The organism is Epilithonimonas pallida (assembly GCF_900182975.1).
In the GTDB taxonomy this organism is placed as follows: domain Bacteria; phylum Bacteroidota; class Bacteroidia; order Flavobacteriales; family Weeksellaceae; genus Epilithonimonas; species Epilithonimonas pallida.
The window spans coordinates 126,718-143,132 of the sequence record NZ_FXUO01000005.1; the positions used below are offsets into that span (position 1 = coordinate 126,718).

Annotated in this window: 17 protein-coding genes; 2 read left to right on the top strand and 15 right to left on the bottom strand. The window is 39.8% G+C overall.

The genetic code is table 11. The features are described from left to right. Nucleotides 1-49 precede the first annotated feature (49 nt). The 7 genes from QOL71_RS11015 to QOL71_RS11045 all read right to left on the bottom strand — a co-directional run bounded on the left by QOL71_RS11015 (nucleotide 50) and on the right by QOL71_RS11045 (nucleotide 6,876). The gene (locus QOL71_RS11015; RefSeq protein ID WP_283416975.1) at nucleotides 50-637 is read right to left on the bottom strand and encodes a hypothetical protein; all 588 of its coding nucleotides are present in this window, start codon (nucleotides 635-637) and stop codon (nucleotides 50-52) included. Nucleotides 638-657: 20 nt separating this feature from the next. Beyond that, on the bottom strand, nucleotides 658-1,308 hold the full coding sequence (locus QOL71_RS11020) for a ParA family protein (protein WP_283416976.1): 651 nt from the start codon (nucleotides 1,306-1,308) through the stop codon (nucleotides 658-660). An 11-nt stretch (nucleotides 1,309-1,319) separates the two neighbouring features. After that, on the bottom strand, nucleotides 1,320-2,774 hold the full coding sequence (locus tag QOL71_RS11025; protein WP_283416977.1) for a relaxase/mobilization nuclease domain-containing protein: 1,455 nt from the start codon (nucleotides 2,772-2,774) through the stop codon (nucleotides 1,320-1,322). Beyond that, nucleotides 2,771-3,136: a hypothetical protein gene (locus QOL71_RS11030; protein ID WP_283416978.1), complete on the bottom strand. Its 366-nt coding sequence runs from the start codon at nucleotides 3,134-3,136 to the stop codon at nucleotides 2,771-2,773. The genes QOL71_RS11025 and QOL71_RS11030 overlap by 4 nt, the downstream gene beginning before the upstream one ends. Further along, nucleotides 3,133-4,227, bottom strand: coding sequence for a hypothetical protein (locus QOL71_RS11035; protein WP_283416979.1), 1,095 nt, complete (start codon nucleotides 4,225-4,227; stop codon nucleotides 3,133-3,135). The genes QOL71_RS11030 and QOL71_RS11035 overlap by 4 nt, the downstream gene beginning before the upstream one ends. An 83-nt stretch (nucleotides 4,228-4,310) precedes the next feature. Then, the gene (locus tag QOL71_RS11040; protein WP_488167832.1) at nucleotides 4,311-5,129 is read right to left on the bottom strand and encodes a hypothetical protein; all 819 of its coding nucleotides are present in this window, start codon (nucleotides 5,127-5,129) and stop codon (nucleotides 4,311-4,313) included. 967 nt (nucleotides 5,130-6,096) lie between these two features. Beyond that, entirely contained in the window at nucleotides 6,097-6,876 is a 780-nt protein-coding gene (locus QOL71_RS11045; protein WP_283416981.1) for an XRE family transcriptional regulator, read from the bottom strand. Between the two features lie 62 nt (nucleotides 6,877-6,938). Between QOL71_RS11045 and dinB the strand changes: the two genes are divergently transcribed. Further along, a complete protein-coding gene (gene dinB / locus QOL71_RS11050) occupies nucleotides 6,939-8,084 on the top strand; it encodes a DNA polymerase IV (protein WP_283416982.1) in 1,146 nt (381 codons plus the stop codon). An 11-nt stretch (nucleotides 8,085-8,095) separates the two neighbouring features. Further along, nucleotides 8,096-11,149 (top strand): DNA polymerase III subunit alpha, encoded by a 3,054-nt coding sequence (locus QOL71_RS11055; protein WP_283416983.1) that lies wholly within the window; start codon nucleotides 8,096-8,098, stop codon nucleotides 11,147-11,149. Between the two features lie 23 nt (nucleotides 11,150-11,172). Here QOL71_RS11055 and arsB read toward each other — a convergent pair whose 3' ends face one another. From arsB to QOL71_RS11095, 8 genes are all read right to left on the bottom strand, one after another. Further along, complete coding sequence (gene arsB / locus QOL71_RS11060) at nucleotides 11,173-12,198, bottom strand: ACR3 family arsenite efflux transporter (protein WP_283416984.1); 1,026 nt, start codon at nucleotides 12,196-12,198, stop codon at nucleotides 11,173-11,175. Next, nucleotides 12,183-12,812, bottom strand: a complete 630-nt coding sequence (locus QOL71_RS11065; RefSeq protein WP_283416985.1) for a low molecular weight phosphatase family protein — start codon at nucleotides 12,810-12,812, stop codon at nucleotides 12,183-12,185. The genes arsB and QOL71_RS11065 overlap by 16 nt, the downstream gene beginning before the upstream one ends. 25 nt (nucleotides 12,813-12,837) lie before the next feature. Continuing rightward, the gene (locus QOL71_RS11070; protein WP_283416986.1) at nucleotides 12,838-13,329 is read right to left on the bottom strand and encodes a GNAT family N-acetyltransferase; all 492 of its coding nucleotides are present in this window, start codon (nucleotides 13,327-13,329) and stop codon (nucleotides 12,838-12,840) included. 11 nt (nucleotides 13,330-13,340) lie between these two features. Continuing rightward, a complete protein-coding gene (locus QOL71_RS11075; protein ID WP_283416987.1) occupies nucleotides 13,341-13,805 on the bottom strand; it encodes a DUF6428 family protein in 465 nt (154 codons plus the stop codon). Nucleotides 13,806-13,875: 70 nt separating this feature from the next. Beyond that, the gene (locus QOL71_RS11080) at nucleotides 13,876-14,205 is read right to left on the bottom strand and encodes an ArsR/SmtB family transcription factor (protein WP_283416988.1); all 330 of its coding nucleotides are present in this window, start codon (nucleotides 14,203-14,205) and stop codon (nucleotides 13,876-13,878) included. Nucleotides 14,206-14,338: 133 nt separating this feature from the next. After that, complete coding sequence (locus tag QOL71_RS11085; protein ID WP_283416989.1) at nucleotides 14,339-15,031, bottom strand: hypothetical protein; 693 nt, start codon at nucleotides 15,029-15,031, stop codon at nucleotides 14,339-14,341. A 25-nt stretch (nucleotides 15,032-15,056) separates the two neighbouring features. After that, nucleotides 15,057-15,731: a DUF6904 family protein gene (locus QOL71_RS11090; protein ID WP_283416990.1), complete on the bottom strand. Its 675-nt coding sequence runs from the start codon at nucleotides 15,729-15,731 to the stop codon at nucleotides 15,057-15,059. Nucleotides 15,732-15,990: 259 nt separating this feature from the next. Further along, the gene (locus QOL71_RS11095; protein WP_283416991.1) at nucleotides 15,991-16,407 is read right to left on the bottom strand and encodes a hypothetical protein; all 417 of its coding nucleotides are present in this window, start codon (nucleotides 16,405-16,407) and stop codon (nucleotides 15,991-15,993) included. Nucleotides 16,408-16,415 lie beyond the last annotated feature (8 nt).

Here is a 16,415-nt window from a genome sequence, read left to right on the forward strand (position 1 = left end):
CGGCTCTACTGAGCGGATCATTTGAAGATTTAAAAGTTTCGGTTTTCCTCTAGATCATTGAATGGTAGACCTTGAAGCCATCACGGTCTGAAAGGACCTGGACCTGGGTTTCGGCAAGGCTGAGAAATTGGTTGAACTGCTGTTTCAGTTTCAAGGAAGGACTTTCGTTCTCCGGCCGTGAATCAGCGTTATCAGCGATGACAGATGTTGGATTCGTAGAGATTCCGTTTTCAGTGCCCTGAACAATCTCCTCCTCAACCCAATCGTCTTGCGGAACTTCTTTCGACTCCGTTAATTGTTCATCAATCTGCGGTGCTATCTCAAACGCATCAATATCCTGCTCGGATTCAAATTTCTCACGCCAGTGTTCTAAATCGTGCGGCTCATCCGGTTCTTTGTCATTTGAAGAAAACAGCTCCTTTGCATTAAATGAATTGGGTGTATTAAGATGCTCTACATCATCGATGCTGACTGCTTCTATTTCAGCTTTGTCCTGCTCGGTAAGTGCTGCAAGGGCATATTCTTGCGCCTCTTCTTCTTTTGATGCAGTATCTTTTTTGAGAAAGAGGTCATAGATAATATTTCCTGCATAATACAGCAGATAAACAACAAGGATGGTAAGAAATATTTTGATCATTGTAAGTGTTTTTAGAATCGTTATATATTAATTTCAAGCGTATGGTTGATGTGATCGATCAGTTCATTGAATGGATGTTTGACTGCATATTTCTGTTCATAGGTCAGTCTTCTGGTATCAATGGTCTGAAGACAGTTCCGTTTGAATACCGGATTTTTCAGCAGGATGCCGTATTTGCTGATCTCAGCATCCATTCCTTCCTGGTTTTGGTATTTGTAGCCTTTATCGTATTTGGACCGGATGAATATTCGCTCCGCCTGACTTTCCAATAGTCCCAAAAAGTTGATAAAAACCAGCGTAGATTTTGCGGAGACATTGGAATATTCAAAGGGGATCACGATAAAATCACTGTAAATCAGCAGGTCACTGTACCGCGCATCCAGCGTTCCGGCAAGGTCAAAAACGTTGACCTCTTCACTTTCCTTCATTTCGATCAGATGTTCAAAATCGGAGAAAGGCTGTTCATTGTCCTCATCAATAATCTTGACCTCATATAGTTTAGGCAGTTCTGATTCTTCATCTTCTATCCATTTGTGGTAAAAAGATTTCTGAAAATCAAAATCGAACACGTTGACCTTTCTTTCAGATACGCCAGAAATATAATTGGCAAAAGCAATCGCAAGAGTGGTTTTGCCTGTTCCTCCTTTTTGAGTTCCGAATGTGATAATCATTTTTTTTGTTTTTATCTCTTTTTTCTTCGCTTTTTCAACTCGTTCTCCGCCGGGTCTTTTACTGTTCCGGACGATTTCATCCATTCAAACAGCATCTCGTTGACGGCTTGCTTCAACTCGTTTCCGGAATTGTTTTCATTCTGTTTTTCACCAAACAATTGAGGATTCAGAAACTGCTGATATTGCTTCTCGCCGATCAAGGTTTGCAGCTCACCAACGAAGTGAAGCCTGGAATGGATCGCATAATATTTTCCTTCATCGGATTTTACAAGGCTGACTTGATCTCCACTTTGATTTTTGAGATAATCCTTTACATCATTTCTGATGGCATTGAATATATCTTTGTTCTTCAGTTTTTTATTTTCAAACAGCATATAATCGCTCAGCTCATTTTCCGTATATTGTTCTTTCAGATATTTTAGCAGTACCGTTTTGGTTTCCGCATTGGGAATGCCATAATCTTTCAGCTGCTCAAAAAGCCTTTTGTCCATTACTGCAGGAGTGAACTCAAACAAATCTCCCATCTTCATGATCTCACTGCCTTTATGAACTGTTGCGGTCTTGTGATCGATCAACGTGTAGCCGAAAGGTAGTTGATCATTCTTGTGATGAAATACGATGTCAATACCGAAAGCGTCTCTCAGTTTCTTCTGAAGCTCATTTTCAAATTCGATTTCCGGTTTCCAATGATCTTTCAGTTTTTCTATGGGAAGCATTGCTTCCTGTTTCCGGTAATCATCCACTCTAAACACTTTGTTGGAGTAAAGCTGCCTGTATTTAAAAAAAATGGCCCTGATCTGCCTGATCCGTTTCTCGCTTTCCTTATTGGTGAAAACAATCTGATCTGCTGAGATTCTTCGCTGTACAATGCCGTTTTTTGAAATGGTAATGGATTTTCCATCATTTGTGTTTTCGGTAAGTTGGTAATCATTTCGGTTGAGCAAAGTTTTCAGCTGCTGAAAAGAGCCAATTTTGTAGTTTAAAAGTTGATTTAATTTTTCCTCCTCATTGATTCCGTACCGTTTTTCCATCACTTGGGCGAAAGCTTTTTGGGCTTTTAGCTTTTCGTAGCTGTCATCGATTTTTTTTCCAGTTTGTTTATTGACCCTAGTGGAAACAATATGAATATGATTATTCTCGGTATCCTTGTGAAAAACTGCTAGGTAAGGCTGTTGTCCGTATCCCATTTGAGCCATAAAATCTGCGCTGATCCTTGCAAGCTCTTCTTTGCTGTGCTCTTGGAATTTGGTGGAGATCACCGCGTGGAATTGTGGTTTTTGCACCTTATTGCTTTTGGATATCGCTTTCAGATAGTTCCTGACCTGCTGCTTATTGCTGTTTTCATTAATGAATGACGGAAAATTCTTCATCAGCGTCAATTCTCCCTTTCCCTTATCAATCTTCTTATCGTTGTAATCTACTCCGGGAAAGTTAGCTCCAGCCGGCTTCATAAGCTTAACGATCATTTTGAAAGCAATGTGTAGATGTTTTCAAAAATTGTATTCTGCCTGGCTTTCAGTGTTGCTATTTCTGTGAGCTGTGCGGAAAATAATTCCAATTGCTTTTCCGAGATGAACTTCTGTCCGTTAACCACTTTTGCCAACTGATTGACATTGGTTTCGATCTTTGCAAAGATATTGTCCTGCTTTTCAATGAATTTAAGAACCTTTCTTCTTTCATCATCCATAATCCTGTTCTCCACAGAATCGATGATCAGTCTGGTCAAAGAGATATTTCTTTCCTGGCATGTTTTCTTCCAGTTCTCTTTTCTTTCCTGTTGGATCCGGAAAAAGATCACTTCAGAATTCGTACTTCCTTCTTTTTTCACGGAGAGCTCCAACTTGGAATACCATTCACACTTTTCAGGACGTAGGTTCCGACAGCTGGTGGTGTGGGAATGACCTCGGTGGCAAAACCAAATGAACCATCAGCCTTTGCAACTACTTTTTTAGTATAGGAAGAATCGCCGTCTGCGTTGGGCATTTGTGAAGGCGTTACGCTTAACTTGCCATTGATATTCAGCCATCTTTCAGAAAAGTCTCCTGAGATCAGCGCAAACTTATAGTCGGTGTAATTGTTTGTGATACTATCCCAAAAAGCGTTTGCATTTGTATTGACCGGGGTCGAATGAATAGCCAGCTTATTACTGACACTTCGGTCTCCGACTACCGGGCTTCCGGCCCCCACGCCAATGAATATATTATTAGATCCTGTCCGGTTTCCGGTTCCTGACAGGTAACCGATCGATATATTGTCATTTCCTGATGTGATGTATGACATGGCGCCGGGGCCTATACCGATATTCCTGTTACCGGATATAGTTCCGTTAGCAATACCATTTAATGCCGAAACACCCATTCCGTAATTTAACTTACCGGTCACCTTTCCCTGTGACATTGCGTAGGCAAATGCTGAATTTCCTTTTCCGGAAGTGATGTTGGAATCTGTCGCCACGATGGTATTGTATTCACCGGTGATCGGACTTCTGGATTTTCCCAGGATATAATTTTCCTTGAGGTCAAAATCAAGTTTTAGGCTGTTCTTTACGACAAGCTCTACCGTAGAGGTATTGCCTCTAAGAGCAACCGCTTCCAAGGGATCATCTTTAGAGATCTCAACCCACTGCTGTCCATCAAAGTAATACAGTCCCGATCTTGTCAGGTGAACTGCCTGTCCGGTTAGATTGGTTGCAGGAGCGATCACAAATACAATAGCTCCTTTTTGTGCGGTGGAGTAAGTTTTTGCTGCTAATTCATCACCGGTAATGCGTGGCGGGATGATCCCGTCAAAATGATTCGCATCATTTGGTTTTCCGACCACTTCAAAAGTAGCTTTAGGCGACTGGGTATTAATACCGACCTGCGAGAACAGGTTAACAAATGCCAATGCAAAAAGTAAGGTTAGAAAATTGTTTTTCATTGTTTGTTTTTTGTTTAAGGTTTATTGCGTTTTTAGAATCGTTTATCATTTCGAAATGCTGTTGAATAGCATTTTGTATTGGCTTATTTTAAATGAGGTTTCGTCCAGGTTGAATATCCTTTGGCTTCGCCCACTGTATTGGAACCGATTGCATTTAAAGTTGTTGCGGGGATATGAATTGAATTGTTTTGCAGAAAAACAGTCATCAGGGCTGTCGAATTTTCAGGATGGAGCCAGGCGACATCGGTCGGGAAGTATCCTATTTCATTACAGATATCAGAAATATCCATTACGACATCATCTGACACAGGCTCGGAATCTGCTTTTCGAGATACAAGGAATTTAATATTGATGATCCCCTCAATTTTTGTAAACGACACGGCTCCCTCTAAAGCTCCAAGTTTTTTTGTACCCAAATTGTAGAATTTCGTAGAGGTAGGGTAGGTGTCCTTATGTCCCCAAAGGTTAATAGGCTCACTCCATTGGGAAGTTACTGTAAGCGGACTATCGGTATTGCGGTCGAGAACCAGAATAGTCTGATATTCTACCTTATCATCCTGCATTAATGGTTGCCATAGATTGCCGTCAAAATAGTAGAGCCCAGCCTTTGAAATGTTGATAACCTGGCCGGACAGTATGTACGGCGGAAGTGTCACGAATACCAACGCGCCCTTTTTCGAGGAGGAATAGATCTTTTTTGATAACTGGTCACCGGTAATACTTGGAGGAATAATCCCATCGTAATGATTCGGATCGTCAGGTTTACCTACTACGTGCAGAGTAGCTTCTGGGTTTGGGGTATTGATGCCGACCTGTCCCGAGACTGATACCGTCAATAAGCTAAAGAAAAAGTAAAGAATTGTTTTCATCTGATTAAGATTTCTGCTGCAAAGTTGTAGCATTAAAACCTTGAAAACAATAGTGTTAGAGGGGCTTGGGCTAAATAAGAACAATCTGGATTCATCTGTAAGCAGGGGAGATTAAAAAAGAATAAATTGGAATCTAACTGAAGGTTTAAAAAGAAAAAAGACGAGTTCCGAAGTCTTTTCCCCTTTTGCAAAAAGGCAAGAGCGTCTTGGGATATGGAACTTGAAAAGTTGTATATACAAAGACACATCTTGCTTACTTATACCGCTGATTTTTCAGAGCTCTGAAAAAAGACTTCATTTAATTGATTATTAGTAAGTTGGATTTGTTGCTTTCGAAAAGAAAAAAAGCAGAAAAGTAAATGACATCAGGGCTGCTCAATTTTTGAGCCGCATTGCCAATACCTGGCTCAAATTCTGAGCCGGTTTTGAGATAAGCGGCTTATTTTTTGAGCCAGTGCAGCGTTTGGTGGTACCAATTTTGAGCTGGTTTCCTAAAAAATTGTGCAATTTTTAAGTGCGGTTATCAGCTCCTGCAGTTTATTGAATACACTTTAGAAATAGGGTGGTTTAACTCTTGAACCGCACTGGCATTATCTGGTGCACATTCTGAGCCGTTTTTGAGATAAGCGGCTTATTTTTTGAGCCAGTGGAGCGTTTGATGGTAACAAATTTGAACCGGTTTCCCAATAAGTGGTGCAATTTTTAAGCAAGGTTATCAGCTCCTGTAGTTTATTGATACACGTCACAAAATAGAACGGTTTTAATCCTGAGCTGCATCAATAACATTCGGCTGAAATTCTTGACCGGGTAGGAGATAGTCGGCTTATTATTTGAGCCAGTGCAGCGTTTTGTGGTAATAATTTTGAGCCGGTTTTCTAAAAAGTGGGTCAAACTTATTACAAGCGAAGCCTTTAGGTTATATTTTGTTCTGGATATTTGTATGGCACCGTCAGGTTATCGTTTTTGCTATATTAACCGGAGTTTGAGAAAACAACAGATCTCATTTTTTGTCATTGCTGTTGAGTTGATCTTTAAGGATTTGGATATCCTTCTTTAACGATAAAAACATTCCCTGGATGTCGGGTTGCCCAAAATTCCAAAGTCCCAGCTCATCGCGGTTTACAGAACATTCATATTCCCAGATTTCCATAACGGATGACCATTCGATTTCGTAAGGACTGTAAAAGCTGTTATCTGCACTCACGAGTGTTCCATTTTCATCTTTTCCCACATATCTTTTATAGGTCATTCCTTCTCGGGTGATGAAGAGATATGTTTTTCCAACTTTCAGGTCATCTTTACTCTCCACATATTTTCCAATGATAAAAGTCCGGTCATTGTATGGGGGCATTGAATCCCCTCCCACGGGAAAAGCCCTGTACTTTCCGTTTCTCAGAAAAGGCAAAGACATATGCTGTAAACTTTCAATGTATTCCGGATCACTATATCCTTCGAGATAACCCATTGAAGCTTTGTGGGGGATAATTTCAATTTTATTTTCACCGGATTCATCGACCAGTATTGGAAGAACAATCCTGTTATCCGGCAGTTTGATAATATCTTCCAAAGGATATTTTCTCAGATCCAAAGTCAGCATCAGGTCGATGCTGATGCTAAAATATTTGGAGATGTTGAGAAGAACATCGAATGGCGGTTCGGAACGGCCGTCTTCATATTTGGCATAACGGACCCTGCTTATTCCCAAATTATCTGCAATACTTTGCTGGGACAAACTTTTTTTATGCCTTAGAAACCTGATATTATCTGAAAAAACTGACATTGATACAAATTGTATCAGCAAATATAATAAAAATGATACAAAATGAATCTAATTTTGTCGTTATGAATCGAGCAATTGCGCATATGGATCTGGACACATTCTTTGTTTCCTGTGAGAGACTGAAGAACTCCGACCTCGTTGGAAAGCCGCTTATCATTGGTGGCGGAGACAGAGGCGTGGTAGCATCCTGCTCTTATGAGACACGATATTTTGGGGTGCGAAGTGCAATGCCAATAAAGATGGCGCTTCGGCTTTGCCCGGAAGCGAAGGTAATCCGGGGCGATATGGAAATGTACTCCAATATGTCGCATACGGTCACTGAAGTCATACAGGAAAAAGTTCCGATTCTTGAAAAGGCAAGCATTGATGAATTCTACCTTGATCTTTCCGGGATGGATAAATTTTTCGGTTGCTATCAATGGACAACTGAAATTGCAGAGGCAGTCAGAAAAAATACCGGTCTGCCCATCAGCTTTGCCTTGTCCACGAATAAGACCGTTTCCAAAATCGGGACCGGGGAATCGAAGCCCATCGGTAAACTTGAAATTCCTGAGCAGAGCATCAAACCCTTTCTAAATCCGCTTTCCATAAAGAAGATTCCAATGGTTGGGAATGTCACTTTTCAACTCTTATCCAGATTAGGAGTCAGAACCATTGAAACCTTATCGGAAACACCGATTGAAGTTTTGCACCAGCTTATCGGAAAAAACGGGCAGGAACTCTGGAAGAAAGCCAATGGCATTGATGAAACGCCAGTTGTTCCCTATTCGGAAAGAAAATCTATTTCAAAGGAAAATACATTTTCACAGGATACCATCGATATCACCGCTATAAAGAGCATACTGTCGGGAATGGTGGAACAGTTATGCTTCCAGCTCCGTCAGGAGAAGTGGCTGACTTCCACGGTGGTTGTAAAAATTCGGTACTCTAACTTCGATACAGAGACCAAGCAATACAGAATCCCTTACACTTCATCCGACCATACGCTGCTCAAGTATGCATTAGAATTATTTGAAAAGGTCTATAACCGCAGAATGCGAATCAGGCTGATAGGGATAAAATTTACGGGATTAGTTCACGGATGTCACCAGATGAACCTGTTTGAAGATACGGAAGAGCTTATCAGTCTTTATCAAACGTTGGACAAAATTAAAATGAGGTTCGGTTCAGACAGCGTTGGCCGGGCATCCGGATTTTTAAACCAATAATTTACCTTGTTATGTTCATCAATTGTCATTCTTTCCACAGCTTACGTTACGGTACCATTTCCATAAAAGAATTGGTTCAGCAATGTGTCGACCTGGAAATTGGTGTGGCCGCTTTGACCGATATCAATTGTATCTCCGGCATTTATGACTTTCACAGATTATGTGAGAAGAATAATATCAGACCGGTCGTAGGTGTGGATGTAAGAACTGACAATAAACAGCATTACATCTGCCTGGCAAAAAATCAATCAGGTATAGGGGAAATCAACAGGCTTTTGACAAGACACAATTGCGAAGGAATTGATCTCCCACTTCATCACCCTGACCTGTCAAATGTGTTTGTCGTATATCCTCTGAGCAATTACCCTATGAAACTTCACCGAAATGAATACATCGGCATACGTCCCGAAGAGATCAATCTTTTGATTAATCCCAGCCTGAGAAAGTATCTGCCAAGAATGGTCATTTTACAGCCGGTGACTTTTACAACAAAGAGAGAATATAAACTGCATAAAATTCTGCGGGCCATTGACCGAAACACATTGGTTACTAAACTTGAAGAAAATGATATATGCGGGCAAAACGAAAAACTGATCTCAAAGGATGAGCTTTTAAAGAATTACCAGCATTATCCACAGATCATTGAAAACACCAAACAATTATTGGAACAATGCCATTTCCATTTTGACTATAAGACCCCTAAAAACAAAAAGAACTTTACAGAAAGTAAAGACAGCGATATAAAGCTTTTGAAGCAACTTGCCTATAAAGGGTTTAACAAGAGATATCCTGATGATGGCGGGAAGGCTAAAGCACGGATGGACAAGGAGCTTAATGTCATTGACCAACTGAACTTCTGTGCCTACTTTTTGATCACCTGGGACATCATTCAGTATAGCAACCGGATGGGCTTTATGCACGTCGGGCGTGGAAGTGGTGCCAATAGTATCGTTGCTTACTGTCTTGGCATTACAGACATCTGCCCATTGGAGTTGGACCTGTACTTTGAGCGCTTCCTAAATCTGAACCGGAAAACGCCACCGGATTTCGATATCGACTGGAGCTGGCAGAACCGGGATGCCATTTTACAGTACATCTTTGATAAATACGGAAAAGACCACGTGGCCTTTTGCGGAACCAATGTCGAGTTTAAGTACAAATCGATTTTCCGAGAGGTGGGTAAAGCATTCGGCTTGCCAAAAGAGGAACTGGATGAACTGGCCTCCAAATCTATTGAACAGCACGATATTAATTCGGTGTCAGCAATGGTTCACAAATATGGAAAGCTTTTAGAGAAATTTCCAAACCAGCGAAGTATGCACTCTTGCGGAATTTTAATTTCTGAAGAACCCATCACCAATTATTCGGCATTAGAAATGCCGCCGAAAGGATTTCCGATCGTCCAGTTCGATATGCACGTGGCCGAGGAGATCGGTCTGGAAAAATTCGACATTCTTTCCCAGCGGGGATTGGGTACGATTAAAGATACCGTAAAACTCATCGAAGAAAAACGAGGTATCAAAGTTGATATCCGGGATGTGAGCTTGTCAAAAGATGAACAGAGATGCAATGAATTTTTGAGTAGGGGGAAAACAATCGGCTGCTTCTATATTGAAAGTCCGGCAATGCGGGGACTGCTCAGAAGATTAAAATGCAACAATTATAAAGTATTGGTGGCAGCATCATCCATCATACGTCCGGGCGTAGCACAAAGCGGAATGATGAAGGAATATATTTTCCGTCACAACAATCCTGATCAATTTGAATATTTTCATACGGTTTTTGAAAAAGAACTGGGGGAGACTTATGGCATTATGGTGTACCAGGAAGATGTTATCAAAATCGCCCTTCATTTCGGAGGCCTGTCCCCTGCTGACGGCGATGTGCTACGCCGGGCGATGAGCGGCAAAGGGCGTTCCCTATCTGCACTCCAGAAAGTCAAAGATCACTTCTTTGAATCCTGCAAGACCCTGGGTCATCCGGAGCAGCTCTCCAAAGAGGTCTATCGCCAGATAGAATCCTTTGCAGGCTATTCATTCTGCAAGGCCCACTCGGCATCCTATGCGGTAGAAAGCTACCAAAGCCTTTATCTGAAGGTGTACTACCCTATCGAGTTTATGGTTTCAGCGATCAATAATGGCGGCGGCTTCTACAGAACAGAGGTATATGTCCACGAAGCTAAAATGTCAGGTGCAGCCATATTAAATCCCTGTGTCAATCTAAGCGAATACCAGACTACGGTTTACGAAAAAGACGTCTATTTAGGATTGATGCACATCGAAAAGCTCGAAAGCAAAATCGCGGTTTTAATTCCTGAAGAACGGAAAAATAATGGTGATTATACCTCCCTGGAAAACTTTGTCAAAAGAATCCCTATTGGTATTGAGACCTTACAAACTTTAATATTCATAGGAGCATTCCGGTTCACCGGAAAGCAAAAGCACGAACTGTTAATTGAAGCCCGATTTCTTTTAGCAGGAAACAGACCAACTTTCAAACACCTGACATTACTGGACGAATCCCAAAAAGAATATACCCTCCCAAAGGTGCAAAGGCATCCTTTGGAAGATGCGTTTGACGAAATTGAGATTTTGGGATTCCCAGTTTCGGTGAGTCCGTTCGACTTATTGCAAACCAAATACAGAGGCAGTGTAATGGCAAAAGACCTGACGAAATACCATAAGAAACAAGTCAAAATGCTGGCCTATCTGATATCCCGAAAACACGTTCCCACCAAAAGAGGGACAATGTTTTTCGGAACGTGGATAGACGCGGAAGGTGAATATTTTGATACCGCCCACTTTCCGGATAATCTTTCACAATATCCTTTTCAGGGTGGCGGATGCTACCTGTTATTAGGAACTGTAGAAGTTGATTTTCACTTTCCTACCATTACCATAATAAAGATGGCAAAAATGCCCTTTATTCCTGATCCAAGATATTCTTTGGATAAAGATAAAGCCTACGAAGCTTATAACAATATGCGCGAAGATGTGAGTATGACATTCAGAAAGCCTTATCCGCAGGAGCACGAGATTGGACTGCCGAGGAGGAAGATGAGTTGATAATTTAAATACTGATATGTGAATCAGTATTTTCTTTTCAAATATAAACTTGCCTTCACTAATAATATCAGGACGGGTACTTCCACCAATGGACCGATAACCCCTACAAATGCCTGCGGAGAATGTATTCCAAAAACAGCTATTGAAACAGCTATAGCCAATTCAAAGTTGTTGCCGGTGGCGGTAAAAGCAATTGACGCGTTTTTATCGTAAGGAACTTTTAAATATTTTCCAATAAAGAAGCTCACGAAAAACATCAATACAAAATAGATGACTAAAGGGATAGCTACTTTTATGACATCCATTGGCAACTCTACTATCTTGTTGCCTTTCAGGCTAAACATCAGTACGATGGTAAACAATAGAGCATATAAAGTAATTGGAGATATTTTGGATACGAATGTTCTGTTATACCATTCTATTCCCTTTGACTTAACCAATGTATAACGGGTTACAAAACCGGCCAAGAAAGGAATACCCAGATACATCAATACACTTTCCGTTACGTCTTGGGCAGATACGCTCACATTGAAATTAGCCAATCCTAATTTTTTCGGTAGTACATTGATAAACAGCCATACTAAAAAACTATAACTCAATATCTGAAATATACTGTTGAGTGCGACCAACAATGCCGTGTATTCTCTGTTAGCTTTTGCTAAATCACTCCATACGATGACCATTGCGATGCATCTGGCCAATCCTATCATTATCAGTCCGGTCATATAATAGGGCTCATTCCGCAAAAACAAAACGGCCAATCCAAACATAAGAACCGTACCGATTATCCAATTCAGGAATAAGGATATACCAATCACTTTTTTATCCTTGAGGGCCTGGGGTAATAATGAATAATCAACTTTAGCCAACGGAGGGTACATCATCAATATTAAACCTATTGCCAACGGAATATTTGTAGTGCCAACGGACAAGCCGTCTGTAAGATTAGAAATTTCGGGAAAGAAATAGCCTAAGCCCACACCCAATGCCATTGCAAGGAATATCCATAAGGTCAGGTAACGGTCAAGAAATTTTAGTTTTGGTTGCATCGGTTAACGGCTGATTTTGAAAAGACGTAAAACATTTCGCTTGCAATATGTAAACTTCTATCTGCATACACTTTTGATTGGTCCGGTGTATTATCTGAAATTTTAGGGTCTTCAAATGTGATTGGTATTCTTTTTTCCGCCCCTGCAATAAAAGGACACCCACCGTCTGCCTGCGAACAGGTCATAATAGCTGCAAATCCGGATACAGGATTAAACGGGTGATCATACTTTTTAGAAAATCCGATGATGGGCAGACCATTATCGCAGTACTTGATGGCATATACAGGATTATGGCTATCGGCAATTTTGAATATTTTGAAACCCTGATTAGTCAATGTTTCTGCCACTTTCTGAAATAGTGCCGTTTCTTCTGTACCGCCTGAGTAGCAATGTACATTCGGGATATTGAAATATGCACCTGCTACCTGTGCCCAAATATGTGACAAATGGCTTCTACGGGAATTATGAGTGCAAATGAAATTTAGGTTTATCTCCTCATTTTTATCAGTTTTTTGCTGTACAAAATCGATCAGCGGTTGCAATATCGTTCTACGATCTTCACTAATGTGTCGTAATTGTAATTGTTGAATTGTTTCTGAAAGTGTTGCGTACATAATTTTAACTTTTAATATAGATCTTTTAATCCAGGCCTGTGATCTTACTTCTGCGCTCCATAAGCACATTGTCTTTCCAGACACCGTTTTTCTTTCCTATTTTCTCCCTGTAGCCCACTAGCCTAAATCCACATTTTTCGTGTAGTCTGATGCTCGCTTCATTTTCAGCAAAAATACCGGACTGTAAAGTCCAAATGCCATTAGCTTCACTTTGTTTTATCAATTCGTCTAATAAGTGCTTACCAATACCTTTTCCCCTTTGTTCCTGCGCAACATATACACTAACTTCTGCGACACCTGCATAAACACAACGACTTGAAACAGTTGTTAATGAGGTCCAGCCAAGCATCTTTTCTTTTTTATATACACTAATTCTGCAAAAGTCCAGATGTACTCTGTCCCATTCCTCCCACTGTGGTGCATCATTCTGAAAAGTGGCAATATTGGTAGCTAAGCCCTGATTATAGATTTCTACGACCTCGGAAAAGTTGTCCTTTGTTATTGATCTTATTTCCATAGCATCAGGATTTAACAACACCCTGAATCGGGAGTACAGCAAGAACTACTCAAATCAGATAACTTCACATTTTCTTTTGATTCAGGAATACCGCAGGCATCACCAGCCAGACAAGCGATTTGTTTGTTCTTTAGTACAAAAGAACTTCCATTAAAATCCAAGTCATACTTTCCGATGGTTTCACCTTGATATTCTACTTCTATTTCGGCATCTTCAATGGCTAATTTTTCTTCGGACAGTTTAATGATATTTGAAAGTTTGAATGGCTTCAACCGGTGTTCAAAATCATTGGCATCCCATAGCTGGAAATTGACAACTTTCTCTTTTCGGATCGTTCCTCCACAATCAATAAAGTTTTTTGTTATAACACCGATTTCTGTAACGTGGAAGTGCTCCGGTACAAAAGTTCCGTTTTCTAATTGAAATTCGACATTGTTCAATGACGGTAAAATTTCTTTAATTTCTGATAGTTTCATTATACTTAAATTTAGTTTTATCAAATTATTATATTGCAATATGACGATGTTATGATGTAAAAAAATGTACTTAGCAGCACCCTCCAACATTTACCTCCTGTTCAAAAAATTGATTGAACAACCCTTGTACCTCTTTCCATTTCCTATCTTCAATACAGTAGCAAACAGATTTACCCTCGATAGTACCCTGAATAATTCCGATGGTCTTCAATTCCTTTAAATGTTGTGAAATGGTTGCCTGCGCCAATCCCAATTCATCCACCAGATCATTACAAATGCAGGCTTTTTGGTCAATAATATATTGCAGGATTGCAATTCGTGCAGGATGTGCCAAAACTTTAAATAAAGTCGCAAGTTTATTCTGTTCATCCGAAAATATCTCTGTTTTGGTAAGTCCCATAGATTTATTTTTTTATCATCGCAATATTACGATAATAAATTCTATAATCCAAAAAAATTATTGATAAGCTTATGATTCAATAACCCGTTAAAGTAAAAGATAGCCTTTTATCTATAAAACAGTGTTCTAAAACTCATTCATTCTTCTTGTTTTTGCCCCACCAAAAATCTTCAATTTTCCAGGTGTGATTTTTAATCTGCCAGACTAATTGTTGAAGCTCTTCAGAATATTCTGTCTTTCCGTATCCCATTTCTATTTCGGTTTCTATGGCCCACAATGAACGGGCTAGGAAATTGATTTGTTTTCTAAGTTCACCCAATCTTTCAGGAGTAATTTCTGAATTTTCACCTGCATTCGAATTTTCATTACTAGAATGGTCTTTCAAAAGGATATAGTCTTCCTCTTCACTTTTTATAAACCCTAACACCAATGCGACTTTTTGGGAAGCCTTAAAATTCAGGGATCCGATCTGCATTTCATCAATGGTAATTCTTTGCTGATCTCTACTCAAAAATAAATGCGGAATAATGGTACTTTTCATTGATTTTGTCAGATGGCCTTTTCCGCGGTACTGAGGTAATACAAACCAGTGTAAATCCCGGCGCATATCATATACAATTGCGACAAAGAAGCCCTCGTTATTTTTAATAAGGTAAAAATGATCAGGACCGTCAGAAGAGGTTACACTATCATCTTCCGTCGGTTTTTCTAACCAGATTTTAGCAAAATCGACATATTGACTTAGGGGTCTGCGGAAGATAAGATAAGATCCGGTATTACCTGAATTTAAATTATCAATAAGTGATTGCAGGGATTGATCAGTCATTTTCAATAGCAATTAATAGCTGTTATTACCATTCTATTTCGTATATCTTGTCATCATCATTCAGTTCCAAATCCTCAATTTTACAGTTGTGCTTTTTAGCTTCCGACTGTAGAAAGTTTTGTAAATCATTGTATTCATCCGTTGAAAAGACGGCAGTCCGCAACAGGTGCGCTAAGTTTCTAAACGATTTCTTGCCGCCCTTCAAACCAAAGAATGTTGAATTGATATGCCGCATATAAAGATACAGATTTTCATTACCTGCGTGAATTGCGTCATCCAGATAGGGTAAGAGATTAACGGCTCCGACAGGCTCATAATCTTTCATTGCCCTTTCTATCCAATATTCCAAATGTAAAAACATAGCGATGTCCGCCTTATCGCTTTTCGTTAATTTCATATTGTATTTCAGTGCGGCAATAGAGAATATGATATGAACCCAGGAAACCTGAAAGCCACAATATGGAATCTCCTCGAAAGAATAATGACTATGGGTTCTGGTCAGCCTGCTTCCGTACGATGCTTTTCGTATTTCGTAAGAAAAACCGCTGATGAGATGATTTTTATCTTCGTATCCTTTTATTGGTGAGAGCGACGGATCATTCCAAAATTTTGAGACAATATCGTATAGGTATTCCAGATCATCGCGCGTTCCCCAAATCTCAATTCCTAAACCTTTCTTTGTTGGTATGGTGTAAATCATTTTCCTTTCTTGTTGCAAACAAATGTAATGAACAAATTCCGTGGTTAAAAATTTATGAATTTTTTCTATATAAGCATAACTTTTTTAAAAAATCTCTATCGAGCACAGAACTTTTTTAGAAATAGTGTTGCACCGCTTTGCGCGAAAATGCGTTTCCGACCGAAGGGAGGAATTGCATTTGTGCCTTTAAAGAAATTTCAAACCTAAATCAAAAACGCAATCTGACCAGGCTCAGATTGCGTTTCAATAAAGATCATCACTACAGGCGTAGAAAGTCCTGTAAATGTTTTGACTTTTTAAAATTGATATAGCGCTTATACTCAGGATTTTTTATAAACGCCTTCAAAGCTTTTATATAATACATCTCCTTTTCATCGACACAGGAAATTTTAAAACAGGCAGTGCCGATGTCACCAAAACAGTTTCCCGCACCAAAAAGAAGAGAATGGTAAGTTTCCCTTGAAATAGGGCGTGTGTAGTGCAGAAGGTTCTTTTTTCCTTCTTCGTCTTCATTCATAAAACGCAAATCTTCTTCAAACATTTCCTCTGTGAAAAACACACCATACTCCACGCCGTTAAACGTTTCGTATTCCAATTGATAGCTGGTCTTTAACAGCTCGTTGACTTCGGCGGCTTTCTCAGCCTTTTTCAAATAAATGATGGCATAGGTTCCCATTGTAATTA